Origin of the sequence: Cohnella hashimotonis, assembly GCF_030014955.1 — a bacterium.
Lineage (GTDB): Bacteria > Bacillota > Bacilli > Paenibacillales > Paenibacillaceae > Cohnella > Cohnella hashimotonis.
Window position 1 is genome coordinate 7,565,400 of record NZ_JAGRPV010000001.1, and the last position, 18,201, is coordinate 7,583,600.

The following is an 18,201-nucleotide window of genomic DNA, read 5'->3' on the forward strand; positions in this document are numbered from 1 at the left end:
TCCGTTATCCCCCTCTGGTAGAATAGCTTTATGATAGCGCTTTAATCGCATGCGCTCCTAGGCGGCAAACCTGCCTTTTATTCTAAATTCGTGCCCAATCTCATGGCTTCGAAAGGGAGGCCGTTCTCATGTTCCGGAAGCTGAATGTCAGAATCGTATTCCTCGTCTGTCTCTCGCTGTGGCTGACTTCGCTGACGATCGGGGCGTTTGCCTATCTTTATGCCAGGAATACGATGAGTCAGCAATTTCATAGCGTATTCGACAGCTACTTCAAGAGCAGCGCGGACAATCTGACGCATGATCTGAATTATACGGTGGAGATGCTTCGCATGATCGGCGCGAACTCGCAAGTGCGCAAGGCGCTGGACAGCCCCGATTACGATTCTACGCTGCCGCATCAGTTGGACGCGCTTATCCTTAACTCCACATTGCGCATACAGGGCATGACGCTTTATACGTCCCGGGGACTCGTTTACGCGACGAGCCTGACTTCCAATCCGCCTGCGCTGGCCCAGCTGGCAGCCCTGCCCAGGCTGGCCGTCTGGATGGCCGATGCCGGCGATGACCCGCTCTGGACGTGGCGCAGCCCTGATGAAGTGCGCGACTTCTACAATGGGAAATATGGAAGCGACGGCGTGCTGACGCTGGCCATCAAGCTCTCTTCCACCGCCTCCCGGCAAGCCGGTTATGCGGTGATCGACTTTAACCCAGATTATCTGTTCCAGTTTTTCCAGACCAAAAACGCCTCTCTGAAGGGAGTAGGCGTCGGTATTGCGGATGAACGCGGTCAATGGCTGGCCAGCAACCGATCTTCCCCGGCCGAGGGCGTTCGCGCCGCCTTTGCCGTCCGGCATCCGATTCAGAACGCGGGAGCCGTATTGGTCGCGGTCGTTCCTGAAGCTGCGGTGCGGGAGCCCCTGCATGCGCTGCGTACTTTTCTGGCCGTATCTTCGTCGGTCTTCCTGATCATCTCGTTGGCCGTCAGCCTGTACCTCAGACATTTAATCGTCGCGCCGTTAAGCCGTCTTTATCTGAAGATGAAAAAATTCAAGAATCGCCCCGTCCAAGGCCGATGACCACCGTCGCCGTCGTTCCGCTCCCCGGCACGCTGCGAATGGTAATGCCGTATTGATCGCCGTATTCCATGCGAATTCTTTCGTCCACGTTCGCGATGCCGTACCCTCTCCCGCTATACGTCTTGGGCGCGGCGTACAGCACCTGGTCCGAATCGAATCCGATGCCGTCGTCGGTAATGTCGAACCGCAGCGCATGGCGCTCCATGGCTCCCTTGACCGTGATGGTGCCTTTACTCGCTTTAGGCCCTATGCCGTGAACGATGGCGTTCTCGATCAGCGGCTGCAGGATGATCTTCAGCATGGGAAACGGCAGAATCTCGGCTTGTATATCGTAGTGCACTTCGAATTTGTCGGGGTAGCGGAACTCCTCGATGGCGACATAGCTTTTAACAATGCCCAGTTCCTCCTCGACCCGGATGAACTTGTCGCCTTTATGCAGGCTCAGCCGATAGAAGCTGGCGAGCTCGAGCACAAGCCTTTCAATATCCGGCTGCGCGTTGATCTTGGCGATCCAGCCGATCGCGTCCAGCGTATTGTACAGGAAGTGCGGATTGATCTGTGCCTGAAGGGCGACCAGCTCGGATTCTCTCTGCTTGTCCTTGGACTCGTTGTTGTTGGCGATCAGCTCGTCGATCCGTACGACCATATCGTCGAAGCTTCGGGACAGCACCTGCAGTTCGTCTCCGGACGCCCCTTCGGCATGCTTTTGTTCGGGCGCTTCCGGCGCCGTTTTCCCGAATCCTTTTATTTTACCGATCAGCCCATTGACCGGTTTAAGCGTCGTTGCCGCCAAGTACAGGGCAAATCCTAAGGCCACGACAAAAACGAGCCCTTGAATCCAGGCGGACAAGCGTTCCATTCGGCGAATGCTTGCGTATAGCTTGTCCTCGGAAGCAAGGTTTACGATGCTCCATTTCAAGCCGATCCGCTCGAGATTGCCGGTGAGCGGGTAGGACGACACGGCATAAGTCTCTCCTTCGGGCAGCGCAACCTTGATCGTCGGGTGTCCGCGGTCCATTCCTTCCCCGCTTCGCTGTCCCAGCACCCAGTCGAACATCACGGCGCCGAGCTTGCTCTTGTCGCCAGCCGATATGATGCGGTCGCCGTCTACCAGCATCGAGTAGCCCCACGGATGAATCGTATTTTGAATCAATTCGTAAAGCGCTTCTTCTTTAATCTCCACGATCAGTACGCCAAGCTGCTGCCCCGTATAGAAGTTCTGGAATTTGCGGCCCAGCTGCAAGTAGGCCTTGCCTTCCTCATCCTTGCGGATATCTCCCCATACCGGCGTTGACGAAGCGAGGATCCTGTCGACAAAGGCTTGATCCGGCGCCTCGATCGCGACAGCTGCGGGATAGCCGTAATAGTCTGCGCCGTCCGTTCGGATGAACAGTTTCCCGACCACGCGCCCGTCTATCATCGTATTCGCCAGCAATTCGTTTAGCTTGGACTGCTTGTCGGCTTGATCCCCTTCCGGGCCGTTCAGCAGGTTGTATATTTTTTGATCGGTGAGCAGACGGATGGACAGCATATTGACGCCTTGAACAAGCAGCTCGATACTGTTGCCGATCTTCTCGTAATTAATCGCGATCTGGTCGTCGATCGTGTTTTTCATTTGACGCTGCAAGTAGCTTTCCGTGCCTCTCAGCGTTATCGTCGAAAAGACGAGCAGCGTGGGCACCAGGATAAGAAACAGCTTGGTTCGCAGACGCATTCGGCCAAAGCTCACGGCTCTGCGCCTCCCTGAAGCACGGAAGCCATCTGCTGGTACTCTTTTGGCGTCATGGCGACGATCTTTTTGAACACTTGACTGAAATACTTCGGATCGGGGAAGCCCACCATGGCGCCGACCTCGTAAACTTTCGTACGCCGGTCGGCCAGCAACCGCTTCGCTCGCTCCACCCGATACTCCGTCAAATAGGTATTAATCGTTTTGTTCTGGCGCTCCTTGAAGACACGCATCATATAGTACGGGCTGATGTGCAGCCGATCGGCCAGCAGCTTCACGCTCAAGTCCTCCATATAACAAGACTCGATGACGCGGAGCACCTCCTCTACGAGGGCGTGCGTTTGACCCACTTTCCGGATCCGAATCTCGTTCAGCAAGGAAGCAAGCCTGCCGATCAGCCGCTCCCGATAGAGCTGCTGCAGCAGCGAATCTTGCCGGATCTCCTTGGCCAGTTTGTCCAGCAACGCCACAAGCTGGCTATTGTCCACCGGCTTAAGGATGTAGCCGTCCGCGCCGTAATCGACCGCGCCCTTGGCATAAGCAAAATCCTCATAACCGCTAATGACAACAAGTCTGGTTTGCAGCGCTTGTCTTCTAATTTCGCGCATGAATTCGATTCCGTCCATCAAGGGCATTCTGACATCCGTAATCACGACGTCCGGCTTCAGACTCCCAACCAATTGAAGCGCTTCCAAACCGTTGGAGGCTTCGCCTGCGACTTCATAGCCCAAGCTTCTCCAATCGATCGTCATGCGAAGTCCCTTTCGCACCAAATGTTCGTCATCGACTATCAGCACGCTGATCATGATCCAACCCCCGAAGCAGTCTTATACGCGTCCCTTCGCACTGCGGCTGAATCCGCCGCTTGCATCACACGAAAAGTCTACCATGTTTCGGGCCGGATTGCAGGATAGCAAAAAACGCCGCTGGCGTGAGCGCGCCGCGGCGTTTTTGCAAATCAGACAGGATTGGTTATTCCCGGCCAGCTTCGTGCCACATTCGATATGGCAGAAGAGCCCTCAGACCGCCATAAATCCGCCATCCACAAACAGTTCGTCGCCTGCGATGAAGCTGCTCTCGTCCGATGCCAGGAACAGCACCGCTTTGGCGACCTCATCCGGCTGGCCGAGTCTCCCGAATGGCGTCATTTGCTTCATCGCCTCCTCGGCGCCTTCATTGTCTCGGAGATACGTCTCGAGTGCCGGCGTGAGGATCACGCCGGGGGAAACCACATTTACGCGGATGCCCTGGCTTTTAAGGTCGGTCGTCCACGTGCGCGCGAACGAGCGGATCGCGGCCTTCGTGGCACTATAGATCGACAAACTTGGAAGCCCTTTGCTGCCCGACCCCGATCCTGCAAGGATCACCGTGCCTCCATCCTTCATGAGCGGCAACGCCTTCTGAACGGTGAAGACCATACCCTTTACGTTCGTGCTGAACACGCGATCGAAGTGCTCTTCCTCGATGCCGCCGAGCGGTGCGGACTCGGAAATGCCTGCGTTGGCAAACACGACGTCCACCCTGCCGTGATCACGTTGGATCCGCTCGTAAAGTCGATCGAGGTCGGCGAAGTTGCCGACGTCTCCCTGGACGCCGACGGCACCGCCGCCGATCTCCTTCACCGCCTCGTCCAATCGTTCTTGCCGACGCCCCGTGATGTACACTTGCGCGCCTTCTGTCGCAAAAAGTTTGGCCGTCATCAAGCCGATGCCATCGCTGCCGCCCGTGATCACGACGACTTTGTTCTCAAATCGATTCGACATTTCCACTGCCCTCTTTCCTTTTAAGTGGAGGATTACTCCACTTATTATACGGAGGAACCCTCCACTTTTCAAGTGGCAATGGAAAACACCGCTGCTTTTTAGCCTCTTTATCCCTTTTGACACTTTCTTCGACGTTCATTACACTGAAGAAAGCAGAGAAAATGTCGGTAAAAAGACGTAGGGGGGAACCGCATTGACTGACATCAATCCACTGCGGGCAGACGCCCAACGGAACCGCGAACGTATCCTCGCCGCAGCTGAAGATGTCTTCTTGGCACAGGGTGCCGGCGCCTCCCTGGAAGACGTTGCAAAGCGGGCCGGCGTTGGAATCGGGACGCTCTACCGGCGCTTTCCTACGCGCGATGCGCTCTTGGCTGCAACCTACAGCGACCGTTTCTTGTCATTCGCGCAAGCCAGTCGGGAAAGATCTGCCGGACTTGATCCGGCAAGCGGGGTACGTGCCTATCTTGAAGAACTCGCCCTGCACACGAGCATTTATCGTGGCCTTGCCGCTTCACTAGGCACTGTTCTTCAAGTCGGCACGCCAGGTTGCCACGCGACAAACGAGGAGGGGTTGCGATTACTGGACCATGCGCAGAAGGCGGGGGCTATTCGTCCTGATATCACCCTCGATGATCTGGTGTACGTTGTAACCGCGATCTCCCTGGCTGCTGAAGGCGATGACTCGCCGAAATCCCGCATTGCTCATTTGGTCAGCTTGTTCCTCGACGGCATCAGCGTGCGTTGAAGGTCCAGAATCTCATTTGATGACGAATGTTTTTCTGATGCACAAAAAAATGCACCGCCAGAGCAAGCGTATGCCCGGCGATGCATGTGCTTTATTCTATTTAGCCGCGACACGCTCCTCCGCCTCGATGTCCGCAAAATAACGCGCGCTCTCCACCATCGGCGTACAGTCGGAATGATCCCCGCTAAGCGTGATCTCGAAGATAAAGTCCTTGCCCAGCACGAGCGGCTTCACCATGCGCCAATCGATCTTCCCCAGGCCCAGCTGCAGCGAATCGTGCACAAGCCCCATGCTGTCGACAAGATGGTAATATTGCGCGTATGGCGCGGTGCGTTCGAGGATGTCCCGCAGCCGCTCGTTGTCCCCGCGATAGCTGATAAACGTATGGCTCACGTCGACCGTCAACGGAAGCGCCAGCGGCTCGATCACTTCTTCTATGAGATACGGATTGCAGCCGTAGGAAAACAGCCCCTCGGTCGAATCCTCCCAGACGAACACATCCCGCGAATAAGCCATGACTTTGCGAATTTCTTCGCGCAGCAGCGCGGTTCGCTCCCGGGTAACGTTGCCGCAGCTGGCCGTATGGACGTAGTGGGCATGCACGACGCATTTGGCCCGCTCCTCCGCGCAGATACGGGCGAGCGCTTCGCACGATTCATGGTAAAATCGGCGCGCATCCGGATCTTCGCTCAAGATGTCCAGATACGTCCCGCGGTACGTCGGCGGATGATGCAGATACGGCTTGACTCCACGGTCGTGAAGCTGGCGGATTCGGTCACGGATAAGTTCCTGATCGCCCAGATCGCGCTCACTCAGGTAGAACTCGATAATATCCGGCTCGTAAGAAAGGCGATTGTCCAGATTGCGCTGCTCGAGATTCCCTTTCAAGCGTATAAACTTCATCAGGGTAACACCTCCGTAATCATCTTACCCTACCCGTGTTAAAGGGGCATTATCGCCTCTCTTCGATCGAGGGAACTTCCCGTCTTTTTCGGTATTATTTTCTAAGACAGGACGAGCTGAGAGATGCGTTGCGGGTCAGGTTCGGCGGAGATCAAACGCGTGTGGCGGAAAGGATGGCGAATTCGGAGCATGCGGTCGTGGCAGGTTTCTCACAAGCATCTTTTACCGGCCGCCGAACACCTCCTCGACGAGCCTCGGAATCGCCTTCTGGAACGCCGCTGCCAGGGACATGGCGACGTCGTCCACATAATTCACGGAGGCGGTCAGGGTCTTGCTGCCGTCGGGCGTGCTATACATCAGCGCCGCGTAGCCCGAAATGCCGCCGTTGTGCGTGATGATGGTAACTTCGCCGTTCGGACCGGCGTTCTGCACGAACACCCCCAAGCCATAGCCGACCTTGGGATGCGGCTTGCACATCTCGGCCAGCAGCGGGGCCGGGAGGAGCTTGCCGCCCATCAGCGCGGTGATGAACGTGTGAAGATCCCGGGTGGTCGAGATCATGTCGCCGCCGGTGGAGATCCAGGAGGGGTTCTGGCGGGAGATGTCGACCGTCTTCTGCTCGCCGGCGTCCTCGTAGCGGTAGTAGGCGTGGGCGTGCGGCTCGGGGATCTCCGGCTGGGTGTCTGGTACCACGGTACCCGACAGCCCAAGCGGTCCCAGAATCAGCCGCTGCATCTCCTCGGCGAGCGAGCTGTCGGTGACCTTCTCGATCAGCAGCCTGGCCAGCACGTAGTTGGTGTTGGAATAGCTCCAGTCCGTGCCCGGCTCGAATCGCGCCGGCTTGGACAATGCCAGCTGTACCAGCTCCTCCGGCCGGTAGGTCTTGAACCGGTTGTCTACCCACTCCTGGCCCTGCCAAGTAATCCCGTTCACGACCGTCCCGTCTTCGTAGTACTCGCCGGTGTAGTTGAACACCCCGCTGGTGTGCTGCAGCAGCATTCGCACCGTGATCCGCCGGTCCAGCCCGAACTCGGGCAGATAGTCTGCCACCGGATCGTCCAGCCCGAACTTGCCTTCGGCAACCAATTGCAGCACCACGGTCGCGGTGAAGGTCTTGGTGTTGCTGCCTATCCGGAAGTGCCCGTTCGTAGGCGGCTTCTCCGCCTCGCCCAGCCTGCTCAGCCCGGCGCTGCCGACCCACTCGCCCTGCTCATCGTTTACGCGCAGCTGCACCCCGAGGAAACCGGAATCGACGATGTCCTGGATGGCCTTCTGCAGCTCCGAGCGATCCTGCCCGGCAGCGAATCCTTTTTCCTTCCTATTTTCCGACGAACCGAAATTTTCCGTTGTTATCTTTTCCATTTTATTTCCCTCACTTTATGTGTTTTATCCGTTCAATTGTTTTAATTTAACGCTTATTCATACCAACCGATGGTATGTATAGGCTTAAAAATAAGCTGCCTTTCGGCAGTTTAGTTTTCTTGGCTGACTTCTCTAGCTGACAAACGAGACAATTCCTCGAATCGTTGAAACAATTGTTCATCGAACAGATCAAGCCCCAGGCCTTTCAATATTTCATCGAAAAACCTTAACTTGCGCACCAGCATCTCGGGCGAAACTTGGAGGACCGCCGGGCTTAGCCATATGTTGGTGAGAATCATCAGCACTTCGCTAAGCTCCCTTGGATAGTCGGTTCGGATCGATCCGTCTCGCATACCCTGTTCGATGATGGGCTGAATATAGACGGGTACGGCTTTATTGATGATGTTCTCAATCTGTGCCGCCAGCATCTTCGGATTGCGCAAGAGGTTCGGTGCCACCGATGCCAGTTCGTCTTGAGCGGGATTGTCGAGAGAGACCCGGGAAATCTTGCGAAGCTTTTCCAGTCCGTTCAGCGAATTGTCATCCCGAACACCGGCCAGCATCTCGTCAGCGCCTTTGAACAAGTGGCTGGTGACGGCTTCCAGGATCTCCTCTTTCGACTTGAAGTGATGGTAAATGGCGCCTTTGGTCAGTCCGCCCAGCTCGTTGATGATATCCTGAATGGAGGTCTGCTCGTATCCCTTTTGAATGAACAGGTTAAGAGCTGCAGTTAGTATCTGGTTGATTGTTTCTTCAGGATACTTATTCCTTGCCATTCGTCCTCCCCTTTCATACATTCGGTTGGTATGTTTAAAATGTATCCGATCATCCTTTTAATGTCAACACCAAAATCAAAATTCCCTAAGCGCCAACATTAAGCCACTTGCCGATTATAGGCTCGCACCGCGAATACGTAGGCGACGATCAATATACCCAAGCACCAGGCCAGCGCAACCCAGATATCGTTACCTACCGGTTGGTTCGACAGCAGCGCGCGGATCGTTTCCACGATGGACGTCACCGGCTGGTTCTCGGCAAAAGCGCGTACGACGGTCGGCATCGATTCGGTCGGCACGAACGCCGAGCTGATAAACGGGAGGAAGATCAACGGGTAGGAAAAGGCGCTTGCGCCTTCCACCGACTTGGCGGACAGTCCGGCAATGGCTGCGATCCAGGTGAGCGCCAGCGTGAACAGCACGAGGATGCCTGCTACCGCGAGCCAGGACAGGATCCCTGCCGAGGAACGAAAGCCCATCGCGAGCGCTACGAGAATGATGACGGCGATCGAGATAACGTTGGATACGACCGAAGTCAGCACATGCCCCCACAGCATTGTAGAACGCGCGATCGGCATGGAGTTGAACCGCTCGATGATGCCCCGCTGCTTATCCAGGAACAGGCGGTAAGCGACATAGGCCACCCCGCTGGCGATCGCCATCAGCAGGATGCCGGGCAGCAGGTAGTTCACGTAGTTATCTGTGCCGGTATCGATGGCGCCGCCGAACACGTACACGAACAGCAGCATCATTGCGATCGGCGTGACGCAGACCGTAAAGATCGTATCCACGCTGCGGAAAATATGGCGCATGGAACGTCCGAGCATGACGCCCATATCGCTGAAAAAGTGGCTTTTTGCCGTTTCCATTTAGATGGCCTCCTTTTTGCCGATGATCGCGAGGAAGATTTCCTCTAACGTCGGCTGCTTTTCCACATACTCAACCTTTGCTTGGGGAAAACGCTTCTTCAGCTCCGCCAGCGTGCCGCCGGCGATGATCCTGCCCTCGTGCAAAATGGCGATTCGGTCGGCCAGCTGCTCCGCTTCCTCCAGATACTGCGTGGTCAGGAATACCGTCGTGCCGCCGTCGGCAAGCTCCTTGACGATCTTCCACACCTCGATGCGCGCCTCCGGATCCAGTCCGGTGGTCGGTTCGTCGAGGAAAATGATCTTCGGCTTGCCGACCAGGCTCAAGGCGATGTCGAGCCGGCGGCGCATGCCGCCCGAATACGTGGACGGCTTCCGGTCGGCGGCGTCCGTCAGGCCGAACCGCTTGAGCAGATCGTCCGCCACTTGGCGAGGCTGAGCGAGATGACGTAGCTTGGCGATCATGATCAAGTTTTCCCGCCCGGTGAGCACCTCGTCTACCGCCGCGAACTGCCCCGTCAGGCTGATCGCATGCCGCACCTGCTCGGGTTTGGACGAGACCTCGAAGCCGTTCACGACGGCGTTGCCTCCGTCAGGCTTGAGCAGCGTGGCGAGGATTCTCACCATCGTCGTCTTCCCCGCGCCGTTGGAGCCGAGCAGGGCGAAGATCTCGCCCCGCTTCACCTCCAGATCGACGCCCTTCAGCACTTCCTTGCCCTTGAAGGCCTTTTTAAGGCCTTTCACTTCGATTGCTTTTTCCATGCCGATCTCCTCCTTTATTTCTTCTTGTCCGTCACTTTTTTCATGGCCTTGTTGACAGCCTGATTAGCGGATTCCTGCGCGATGTCGGCGTACGTTTTTGAATCCTTGATCAGCTCGTCGCAGAAAGCCGCCACGTCGCTGCCCGTCACTTCGAGCACGCCCTTGCCGGAGGCCGCGCCTTCTTCGAAAAGATCGACGATCCCCGACAGCAGCCCGTTTCCCTCGGTCAGCTCGACCGGTCCGACCTTAAAGAGATATTTTTGAATCTCTTTGTAAACGATCTGATAATCCTGCGGGAGCGCTTTGACCCGCGCCACGTGCGCCCGCCATTCTTTTTTGCCCTCGATGATATCGCGAATGTTCATTTTCATTTCCTCCTATTTGCCTAATTTTTTGGCTACGTTCTGGTTGAGCTGCTCGCGCCATTTGTCGCGGTAGGACTTTGCCCCTTCTTCGCCGGCCAGCGCCGCGCAGAAGCCTTTGATATCGTCGCCCAGCACTTCTTGGACGCGCTGGCCGTCCGCCGCCGATTCTTCGAGCAGGCCGAGCACGCCGTCGAGAATGGGCATCAGGTTGCGACCGCTGAAGCTCGAGTAGGACCACAGATTGGCGTTCAATTCTCCCCATGCCGCTTGATAATCGGCCGGCAGCTTTTGGGCTCGCGCTTCAAAAGCTTTCATTTCCTTCGTCATGTCGCTGCCAGTGATCTTTTCCCAAAAGTTCATTTTGTTATCTCCTTTAACTCGTTCATTTTGGATGATACGAACTCCCACTTTTCCCAGAACTTCCGAAGCTCCGCGCGGCCGGCGTCGTTGATGGCGAAAAACTTGCGCGGCGGCCCTAGTTCCGAAGGCTTTTTGGTGATCTCTACCAGCTTGTTTTTTTCAAGCCGGATCAGGATGGTGTACACCGTCCCTTCCACGACGTCCGCGAAGCCGAGCGCGTTCAGCTGCCGCGTGATTTCGTAGCCGTACGTTTCTTTGCGGCTAATAATTTCAAGGACACAGCCCTCAAGCACGCCTTTGAGCAATTCCGTTAAGTTTTCCAAGACAATCACCCTTCACTATTCTGTATGACTGGTATGCAGTGTTACTTACTACTGCTATAAAGTAACACGTAGTAGCTCGTGTTGTCAACAGTCTTCGTTTCATTTTCCTGCCCATTTATAACGTGCGCGGATGGGTTGTGCAAAAACGATCGCTTGGTCACCCGGAATCGAGCCATAAAAAAGGAGCAAGGGATGAGTCCCCTGCTCCATAGACCGTACACACCGATTACCATCTTCTCATCTCCGTAAAGCGCCATGCATAGGTTTCTTTCTCGGCCTGATACATCCACTTTTCCTCAACGGTTCGCGTTTTCCCACGCTTAGGCGTAACGGAGGTTTGCTCCATAACATAAATTTTCACAAGCTTCGGCGAAACCTGCTCCGTATGATCGATCTTATAAGTTTTGCCGAACTGCTCTTTCGTACCTGAGCTATACATACTTTTGGCAAATTGGCGCTGCTGCTTATCGATCGTACTTCCTGGCTTAAGCATATCGTCCAGCGCGCTGAGGCGGTTTTCGTTCACTGCCGTAGAAAGTTTGCGATAGTAATCCTGCAGCAAGTCATTGACATAGATCGTCCGATTCTTGGTCCGAGTAATCTTGACGGAAGAAATGGATCCTTTGTAAGCAAAGGAGATCGCGTTAAACACGTCTCCGGTTGCCGGATCGACCAAGTAGGTTGTGTAATTTGAGTTGTAGTTCGCTACCATCTTGCCGGTCTTCGCCGATTTAATCATCGAGAACACGCCGATCTCGATACGTCCCTTCGAATAATTGCCGGTGGCTTCGACCGTCTGATTGGCCGGCACCGTCTTCAAGAACCGCTCCTTTAGCAGTTGTGCGCACTGTTCGGGGGTAAAAGGCGGATCATGCTTATCGACCATCAGATTATCGATGTATTGATCGTCCAGATAACCGTATACGGTGCCGGATTCCGGATCGATCCTGAAGATCTCGCTCTCGCCGAGGGCTTCGCCCCTGTTCATATTGCGGAAGACGTAGCCGCCATCCGAATACATAGACGAATACCCGTACTCGCCATGAACGTCGTTAATCTTCATTCGCACGAGCGCCAGCGCTTCATCGATGGTCAGTGTATTCGGATCTCGGCTGGCATCGTACTGCTGCTTCGTCATGATCGTAATCTTCAAAGAAACGACGCTCTTATCCGGCATTGTCGCTTGCACGTTAACAATACCCGCCTTTTTGGCAGTGACCGCTATTCCTACGGCACTTTGTTTGGTTATCGTCAGGTACGCAGAATCGATCTTAAAAATGGCCTGATTTGCTAAATCGCCGTCATCGGAGAGATAACCGCAATAAACAGACAAAAAGGCATCGCCCAAATAAGGATCGCCTATCACTAACTTGGCACCGCTGTTCGAGTCAATCGAGCATTTGTCTGCCTGCTTAGCCGCGGATGCGGCAAAAGAATTTAAATAAGGATTAGGTATGACCCCTGAAATAAGTACCAGCATCAGCATCAGCATGAAAATAAACTTTGCTTTCATTGTTTCCAGCCTTCCAGCAATGGAATGTCCTTCACAATGATTTTGCCATAAATTGGACAGCCTGTACACGGCGGGCTTCCCTTCCCTGTTGCCAGCATGCAAATTAGGCCGCGTTGGGGAAGCCCGGCCATGGCAATTCGACTGCTCGCCTGAGAGCAGTCGCGACTTTTGGCTATGCATCTGTCACGTTGCTCTTTAGCTGCAGTACCTGCAAAAATACATCTATTTTCGCGCATATCGACCATTCCGGCAAGGATAGATGCAGATATGCATCTAATTCCTTCATTCCAGCGCATTTCCGGTTCATGCTTTGAATTTACCTGCATATTAAGTCAATTTCATAAACATTTTTTACCAGAATAATTCCGAACTTTTAATACAAAATAGAACCTCTGAGATTCGGAAAAAAGCCCAAAACCGAACGTTATTCGTCAAATCTTTGATTAGGTTTGTTTAAACTAGCGATTTTTTGAATTATGAAATTGACTTTATTTGCAGTTATTTCATCAGGCATCGCTGACTGGTGAAAATTAGATGTACATTTGCAGTTATTCGCCCCGCACACATCCGAATTCGATCAAAAAAACGCCCCGAGTCCCGCTCGGAGCGTCCAGTCTACTCTATTTCGTCGATGCATTCTCTATTCCGTTGACGCCTTCTCTATTCCGCCGACTCCTTCTCTATTTCGCCGATGCCTACTCTATTTCGTCGATGCCTTCGCATCCTGCTCCGATAACTACGCGTCTTGATCCGCCAGCTTAGCGACGGCGCGCAGCGCCGCCTCGATCTCCCGCTCGACCGCCTGTGCGACGACATCGGTGTGCGGGTCGTATTCGGCCGCGAGATCGGCGTCCGCGTAGCCGTCCACCGCCAGGATCGCGCCCGCCCGCGCGCCGCGCAAGCTCGCGATTACGTACAGCGCGGCGATCTCCATCTCGACGCCGATGGCGCCCGCCTTTTTGTACGTCTTGTGCGGCACGTCCAGCGCGCCTTCGAAAAAGACGTCTACCGTCACGGTGATGCCTTTGCCCACGACGCCGCCGAGCTCGCGCGCCGATGCGTCAAGCGCCTCGACGATGCGGCTGTCCGCGACGGCCGGGAACCCGTCCGGCACGATTGACCGGGTAAGCCCGTCGGTCCGAACGGCCGCCGTGCTGACGATCAGGCTGCCGGCCGGCGTCTGCTCCGAGTACGAGCCGGCGGTACCGACGCGAATGAGCGTCTTCACGCCCGCGCGGATTAGCTCCTCGAAGCAGATGGCCGCGCCCGCCGAGCCGACGCCATGGCTGACGACCGCAAGATGCACGCCTTGGTAGTCGCCGACGAACGTGCGGTATTCACGGGCGAATGCCAGCTCGCGCGCGCCTTCCAGCTTGCGCGAGATGACTTCGGCCCGGCGCGGGTCGCCGCAGACGATCGCATATTCGGGAATGTCTTCGGAATGAATCTGCAGGATCGGCAAGTACATCGTTAATCGAACTCCTTTTTCGTCCATTCGTCTTCGGGAATCGGCAGCGCCTCGCCGGAAAACCGCTCTTCCGCAAACGGGTCGGCTTCGTTATGAAATCCGTTGCGCTCCCAGAAGCCCGGCCGGTCCTCGCTCATGAACTCGATACGGCGAATCCACTTCGCGCTCTTCCAGAAGTAGCGGTGCGGGACGAGCGTGCGCAGCGGCCAGCCGTGCTTGTCGGTAAGCGGCTCGCCCGCAAAGCGGTAAGCGAGCATGACGTCGTCCTTCAGCAGATCCTCAAGCGGCACGTTCGTCTCGTAGTCCGGATCGGCGTGGAACATGACGTACTTCGCTTCCGGCTTCACGCCGAGCAGCGGCAGCAGGTCCTTGAACAGTACGCCCTCCCACTCGGTGTCGAGCTTCGACCAGCGCGTCACGCAGTGAATATCCCGCACGACCTTGGTCGCGGGCAGCCGCAGGATCTCCTCGAACGTGAAGGAGCGTTCCTCCTCCACCTCGCCGCACACCGTCAGCCGCCATTCGTTCATATCGTAGACCGGCACATCGCCTTCGTGCAGGATGGGGAACTTCTCCGTGACGGTCTGCCCCGGGGGCACCCGATGGCGAAGCGCGGGATCGACCTTGCCCGACGCGGCCGGCACCTTGGCTTTTTTAAGACGGTCCGCTTTGTTGTGCATCTTCGGTGTTAACCTCCTCTGGCGTCCGGCATGACTATCTGGAGCTGGAGCCGGCGTTTTGCGCGTCTTTGATGAATCCTTTGTCCCGGAAAAAGAACATTGCGATGATCGTGACGACGTATGGAACCATCTGCGTAAAATGCGACGGCCACGATACGCCTTGCAGCCGGATGCTGAACGCGTCCATGAAGCCGAACAGCGCGCTGGCGCCGAGGACGCCAAGCGGCCCGGATTGGCCGAGCATCGTCGCGACGAGCGCGATGAAGCCGCGGCCCGACGTCATGCCTTCGGTGAACATCGTCACTTGGCCGAGCGACAGCTGCGCGCCGGCGAGCGCGCACAGCACGCCGCAGGCGATCATCGCGCCGTATTGGTAGCGGCGAACGTGGATGCCGATCGTACGGGCGGCAAGCGGGTTGCTGCCCGCGGCCAGGAACCGGAACCCGTTCACCGTGCGATAGAAGTAGTACCACAGCAATCCAGCCAGCACGATCGACAAGTAGACGAGCGGAGAATGCCCGGAGAAAATGTCCCCCACGACCGGAATATCCTTGATGAGCGGTATGTTCCACTTCGGCAGACCGACCATTTCCTTATCGTAGTATGCGCCCTTCACGTGGAAGATCGTCCGCAAGCTGAACGTCGTCAATCCGAGCGCCAGGAAGTTCATCGCGATCCCGACGACGATGACGTTCGCCTGCAGATGGATGCTGAGAAACGCGAAGAGCAGCGAGAACGCGCATACGCAAACGATGGCGAACAGGATGGCCAAAAATGTATTCTCGAAATAATGGTTGCCGACGATGGCGGTGAAGGCGCCGATCAGCATCAGCCCTTCGAGACCGACGTTGAACAGGCCGACGCGCGCGCATAGCGCGCCGCCGAGCGCCGCGAGCAGGATCGGCGTCAGGATGCGAAGCGCCGAATTGAACAGGGCCAGATCAAACAGCTGATCCATCGACGATCGCTCCTTTTTTGCGCCGCATAAAACGCCAGCTGAATTTGACGGTAATGAACAAGATGAGCACCGCTTGAATAACGGATCCGATCTCCAGCGGCACGTCGGTATTGAGTTCTACGCCCATGCCGCCCGTCTGAAGCGCCGCGAGGAAAAAGGCGCCGACGGCCGAGCCGATCGGATTGCCGTTCGCGAGCAGCGCCGCCATAATGCCCGTCCAGGCGTAGTCCGCCGAAGCGAACGAGCCGTCGATGTAGCGGTACTGCGAACCCAGCACTTCGGCCGCGCCGGCAAGGCCCGCCAGTCCGCCGCTCGCGAACATCGTCGTCAGCATGAGCGACGTCCGCCGCACCCCGCCGTAGACGGCAAACAGGGGATTGCCGCCCAGCATGCGCGCCTCGTATCCTTTGACCGATCTGGCCAAATAGACGTACAGGATGACGACGGCCGCGATCGCGATGATGAACCCGGCGTGCACCGTCATGCCCTTGAACAGCTTCGGCAGCCAGACCGCGTGTTCGAGCATTTGCGTCTGGGCCATCGCACCCGCTCCCGTCTTGTCTTTGAACGGATAGGTGACCAGATAGCCTGCGAACAATGACGCGATATAATTGAGCAGCATCGTCGTGATGAGCAGATTGACGCGGAAACGGACGTCGAAGTACCCGGCCATCGCCGACCAGAGCCCGCCCGCGACGATACCGCCAAGCATCGCGACGATGCAGACGAACCAGCCCGGACCCGGCACGTGCAGACCGATGAGCGCCGCGCTCAAACCGCCGAACGCCATCTGCCCCTCCGCGCCGAGGTTGAAAAAGCCCGAGCGGAAGGCGACCGCGGACCCCATGGCGACGAGGATGAGCGGCGTCGCGCGGGACAGCGTGCTCGTGAAAAAATAAAAGCTGCCGAACGCGCCCTTCCACATCTCCGTATACGTCTCCGCGATCGAGCCGCCGGCGACGAGAATGGCGATCGAGCCCGCGAGCAATCCGATTATGATCGCGACCAGCGGCCCGCGCAGCGACAGCAGCCACGCACCGATTTTATTCATGCCTCGCCCCTCCTCCCGCCATCAGCAGGCTGAGCTTGTCCTCGCTCGCCTCGTCGACGCGCAGCTCTCCCGCGATGCTTCCTTCGTACATGACGACGATCCGATCCGACAGCTTCAGGATCTCCGACAGCTCCGACGAGACGAGCAGAATCGCCCCGCCCTCGGCGCGCCTCCGCAGCAGCTCGTCGTGAATTGTCTCCATCGCGCCAATGTCGACGCCCCGCGTCGGCTCCGCCGCGATCAGAAAGGGCGTATTCTGCGCAAGCTCGCGGGCGACGATGAGCTTCTGCAGGTTGCCGCCGGACAGGTTCTGCGTCTTGTTGTCGAGCGAGCCGGCTTTGATCGCATAGCGCTTGACCCAATCCGATACGAGCGTCTTCATCCCTTTGCCGCGCAGCATCCCATAACGACCCAGCCGATTTTGGTGCCCCATAATGCCCGTCTCGGCGACGGTCGCGGCTTTGCTGGCGCCCCAGATATACCGGTCTTCGGGAATATGCGCCAGCCCGGCATCCCGCAATGCCCGCGCGCTGCTGCCCGTCACGTCTTTGCCCAGCAGCGAAATGGTGCCCGCATCCGGCTTCATGAGGCCCGCGATCGACTGGATCAGCTCCGATTGACCGTTGCCGGAGATGCCTGCCACGCCGACGATCTCGCCTTCGCGCACGGTCAGATCGATGCCGCTGAGCGCCGGTTTGGGCCCGCTTCCGGCGAGGGAGACGTCCCTGAGCTCCAGCACGTTCGCTTTGGGGTTGGCCGGCTTCTTGGTCGAAGGAGCGAGCTCCCGGCCGACCATCAGCCTCGACAGCTCTTCCACGTTCGTATCGGAAGCGTTCAGCGTGCCCGTTACTTCGCCGTCGCGCAGCACCGTGATCCGGTCGGCGACGCTCATCACTTCGTTCAGCTTGTGCGTGATCAAGATAAAGCTCTTTCCCATGCCCGCCAGCTTCTTGATTGCTTCAAGCAGCTCGCCGACCTCCAGCGGGGTCAGCACGCCGGTCGGCTCGTCCAGAATGATGATCTCCGCGCCTTGATGGAGCACCTTCAGGATCTCGACGCGCTGCTGTACGCCGAGCGGGCAGTCGCCGACCTTCGCCCGCGGATCGACGCGGATGCCGTATGTCCTCGAGAGCGCCTCAACCTGCGCAATCGCGGTCTTGCGATCAAACCGGACGGCGCCGGGCTCGCGGCCGATCACGATATTTTCCGCCACCGTGAATTCCGGGAACAGCATGAAGTGCTGGTGCACCATGCCGATGCCGACGCCGATCGCATCCTTCGGATCGGCGAAGCGCATGTCGCGCCCGTTCAGCTTGATCGTACCGGCAGTCGCCTGCTCCATGCCGTACAAAATGCGCATGAGCGTCGTTTTGCCCGCGCCGTTCTCCCCGACGACGGCATGCACTTCCCCGGCCTTCAAGTTAAAGTCGATTCCCTTGTTCGCGATGACGCTGCCGTAGCTCTTCGTGATTCGTTCCATCTCGAGCAGCATGCGAGC

General features: G+C 56.9%; 19 protein-coding genes. 2 read left to right on the top strand and 17 right to left on the bottom strand.

The genetic code is table 11. The features are described 5' to 3' along the window. The first annotated feature begins 128 nt into the window (after positions 1 to 128). Positions 129 to 1,076, top strand: a complete 948-nt coding sequence (locus tag KB449_RS30160; RefSeq protein WP_282911895.1) for a cache domain-containing protein — start codon at positions 129 to 131, stop codon at positions 1,074 to 1,076. Here KB449_RS30160 and KB449_RS36645 read toward each other — a convergent pair. The 3 genes from KB449_RS36645 to KB449_RS30175 form a co-directional block, all read right to left on the bottom strand. Further along, positions 1,048 to 2,805, bottom strand: a complete 1,758-nt coding sequence (locus KB449_RS36645; protein WP_282911896.1) for a sensor histidine kinase — start codon at positions 2,803 to 2,805, stop codon at positions 1,048 to 1,050. The genes KB449_RS30160 and KB449_RS36645 overlap by 29 nt on opposite strands. Further along, the gene (locus KB449_RS30170; protein ID WP_282911897.1) at positions 2,802 to 3,611 is read right to left on the bottom strand and encodes a response regulator transcription factor; all 810 of its coding nucleotides are present in this window, start codon (positions 3,609 to 3,611) and stop codon (positions 2,802 to 2,804) included. Before KB449_RS30170 ends, KB449_RS36645 begins: the two co-directional genes overlap by 4 nt. A gap of 213 nt (positions 3,612 to 3,824) precedes the next feature. Next, positions 3,825 to 4,568 carry an SDR family NAD(P)-dependent oxidoreductase gene (locus KB449_RS30175; RefSeq protein WP_282911898.1) on the bottom strand — a complete coding sequence of 248 codons (744 nt, stop codon included), beginning with the start codon at positions 4,566 to 4,568 and terminating at the stop codon, positions 3,825 to 3,827. A gap of 193 nt (positions 4,569 to 4,761) precedes the next feature. Between KB449_RS30175 and KB449_RS30180 the strand changes: the two genes are divergently transcribed. Beyond that, entirely contained in the window at positions 4,762 to 5,316 is a 555-nt protein-coding gene (locus tag KB449_RS30180) for a TetR/AcrR family transcriptional regulator (protein ID WP_282911899.1), read from the top strand. A 96-nt stretch (positions 5,317 to 5,412) separates the two neighbouring features. On the opposite strand, the gene KB449_RS30185 is transcribed toward KB449_RS30180, so the two are convergent. The 14 genes from KB449_RS30185 to KB449_RS30250 all read right to left on the bottom strand — a co-directional run bounded on the left by KB449_RS30185 (position 5,413) and on the right by KB449_RS30250 (position 18,195). Further along, positions 5,413 to 6,219 carry a TIM barrel protein gene (locus KB449_RS30185; RefSeq protein ID WP_282911900.1) on the bottom strand — a complete coding sequence of 269 codons (807 nt, stop codon included), beginning with the start codon at positions 6,217 to 6,219 and terminating at the stop codon, positions 5,413 to 5,415. A 222-nt stretch (positions 6,220 to 6,441) separates the two neighbouring features. Next, on the bottom strand, positions 6,442 to 7,581 hold the full coding sequence (locus KB449_RS30190) for a serine hydrolase domain-containing protein (protein ID WP_282911901.1): 1,140 nt from the start codon (positions 7,579 to 7,581) through the stop codon (positions 6,442 to 6,444). 110 nt (positions 7,582 to 7,691) lie between these two features. Next, the gene (locus KB449_RS30195) at positions 7,692 to 8,357 is read right to left on the bottom strand and encodes a TetR/AcrR family transcriptional regulator (protein ID WP_282911902.1); all 666 of its coding nucleotides are present in this window, start codon (positions 8,355 to 8,357) and stop codon (positions 7,692 to 7,694) included. Between the two features lie 98 nt (positions 8,358 to 8,455). Next, the gene (locus KB449_RS30200; RefSeq protein ID WP_282911903.1) at positions 8,456 to 9,226 is read right to left on the bottom strand and encodes an ABC transporter permease; all 771 of its coding nucleotides are present in this window, start codon (positions 9,224 to 9,226) and stop codon (positions 8,456 to 8,458) included. Beyond that, positions 9,227 to 9,985 carry an ABC transporter ATP-binding protein gene (locus tag KB449_RS30205; RefSeq protein ID WP_282911904.1) on the bottom strand — a complete coding sequence of 253 codons (759 nt, stop codon included), beginning with the start codon at positions 9,983 to 9,985 and terminating at the stop codon, positions 9,227 to 9,229. Between the two features lie 14 nt (positions 9,986 to 9,999). Then, positions 10,000 to 10,350 carry a DUF1048 domain-containing protein gene (locus KB449_RS30210; RefSeq protein WP_282911905.1) on the bottom strand — a complete coding sequence of 117 codons (351 nt, stop codon included), beginning with the start codon at positions 10,348 to 10,350 and terminating at the stop codon, positions 10,000 to 10,002. Between the two features lie 12 nt (positions 10,351 to 10,362). Continuing rightward, positions 10,363 to 10,710 (bottom strand): DUF1048 domain-containing protein, encoded by a 348-nt coding sequence (locus KB449_RS30215; RefSeq protein WP_282911906.1) that lies wholly within the window; start codon positions 10,708 to 10,710, stop codon positions 10,363 to 10,365. Then, positions 10,707 to 11,015, bottom strand: a complete 309-nt coding sequence (locus KB449_RS30220) for a PadR family transcriptional regulator (protein ID WP_282912943.1) — start codon at positions 11,013 to 11,015, stop codon at positions 10,707 to 10,709. The genes KB449_RS30215 and KB449_RS30220 overlap by 4 nt, the downstream gene beginning before the upstream one ends. A 244-nt stretch (positions 11,016 to 11,259) precedes the next feature. Next, positions 11,260 to 12,546, bottom strand: coding sequence for a TcaA NTF2-like domain-containing protein (locus KB449_RS30225; protein WP_282911907.1), 1,287 nt, complete (start codon positions 12,544 to 12,546; stop codon positions 11,260 to 11,262). 736 nt (positions 12,547 to 13,282) lie between these two features. Then, entirely contained in the window at positions 13,283 to 14,014 is a 732-nt protein-coding gene (locus tag KB449_RS30230) for a nucleoside phosphorylase (protein WP_282911908.1), read from the bottom strand. Between the two features lie 2 nt (positions 14,015 to 14,016). Next, on the bottom strand, positions 14,017 to 14,694 hold the full coding sequence (locus KB449_RS30235) for a sulfite oxidase-like oxidoreductase (protein WP_282911909.1): 678 nt from the start codon (positions 14,692 to 14,694) through the stop codon (positions 14,017 to 14,019). 34 nt (positions 14,695 to 14,728) lie between these two features. Then, entirely contained in the window at positions 14,729 to 15,652 is a 924-nt protein-coding gene (locus tag KB449_RS30240; protein ID WP_282911910.1) for an ABC transporter permease, read from the bottom strand. Beyond that, positions 15,636 to 16,703, bottom strand: coding sequence for an ABC transporter permease (locus KB449_RS30245; RefSeq protein WP_282911911.1), 1,068 nt, complete (start codon positions 16,701 to 16,703; stop codon positions 15,636 to 15,638). Before KB449_RS30245 ends, KB449_RS30240 begins: the two co-directional genes overlap by 17 nt. Beyond that, a complete protein-coding gene (locus tag KB449_RS30250; protein ID WP_282911912.1) occupies positions 16,696 to 18,195 on the bottom strand; it encodes an ABC transporter ATP-binding protein in 1,500 nt (499 codons plus the stop codon). Before KB449_RS30250 ends, KB449_RS30245 begins: the two co-directional genes overlap by 8 nt. Positions 18,196 to 18,201 lie beyond the last annotated feature (6 nt).

Coding starts and splice junctions, on each gene's coding strand:
- KB449_RS30200 (WP_282911903.1), bottom strand. CDS start 9,226: ATGGAAACGGCAAAAAGCCACTTTTTCAGCGATATGGGCGTCATGCTC.
- KB449_RS30240 (WP_282911910.1), bottom strand. CDS start 15,652: ATGGATCAGCTGTTTGATCTGGCCCTGTTCAATTCGGCGCTTCGCATC.
- KB449_RS30170 (WP_282911897.1), bottom strand. CDS start 3,611: ATGATCAGCGTGCTGATAGTCGATGACGAACATTTGGTGCGAAAGGGA.
- KB449_RS30175 (WP_282911898.1), bottom strand. CDS start 4,568: ATGTCGAATCGATTTGAGAACAAAGTCGTCGTGATCACGGGCGGCAGC.
- KB449_RS30215 (WP_282911906.1), bottom strand. CDS start 10,710: ATGAACTTTTGGGAAAAGATCACTGGCAGCGACATGACGAAGGAAATG.
- KB449_RS30230 (WP_282911908.1), bottom strand. CDS start 14,014: ATGTACTTGCCGATCCTGCAGATTCATTCCGAAGACATTCCCGAATAT.
- KB449_RS30245 (WP_282911911.1), bottom strand. CDS start 16,703: ATGAATAAAATCGGTGCGTGGCTGCTGTCGCTGCGCGGGCCGCTGGTC.
- KB449_RS30205 (WP_282911904.1), bottom strand. CDS start 9,985: ATGGAAAAAGCAATCGAAGTGAAAGGCCTTAAAAAGGCCTTCAAGGGC.
- KB449_RS30190 (WP_282911901.1), bottom strand. CDS start 7,581: ATGGAAAAGATAACAACGGAAAATTTCGGTTCGTCGGAAAATAGGAAG.
- KB449_RS30195 (WP_282911902.1), bottom strand. CDS start 8,357: ATGGCAAGGAATAAGTATCCTGAAGAAACAATCAACCAGATACTAACT.
- KB449_RS30210 (WP_282911905.1), bottom strand. CDS start 10,350: ATGAACATTCGCGATATCATCGAGGGCAAAAAAGAATGGCGGGCGCAC.
- KB449_RS30225 (WP_282911907.1), bottom strand. CDS start 12,546: ATGAAAGCAAAGTTTATTTTCATGCTGATGCTGATGCTGGTACTTATT.
- KB449_RS30185 (WP_282911900.1), bottom strand. CDS start 6,219: ATGAAGTTTATACGCTTGAAAGGGAATCTCGAGCAGCGCAATCTGGAC.
- KB449_RS30250 (WP_282911912.1), bottom strand. CDS start 18,195: ATGCTGCTCGAGATGGAACGAATCACGAAGAGCTACGGCAGCGTCATC.
- KB449_RS30160 (WP_282911895.1), top strand. CDS start 129: ATGTTCCGGAAGCTGAATGTCAGAATCGTATTCCTCGTCTGTCTCTCG.
- KB449_RS30235 (WP_282911909.1), bottom strand. CDS start 14,694: ATGCACAACAAAGCGGACCGTCTTAAAAAAGCCAAGGTGCCGGCCGCG.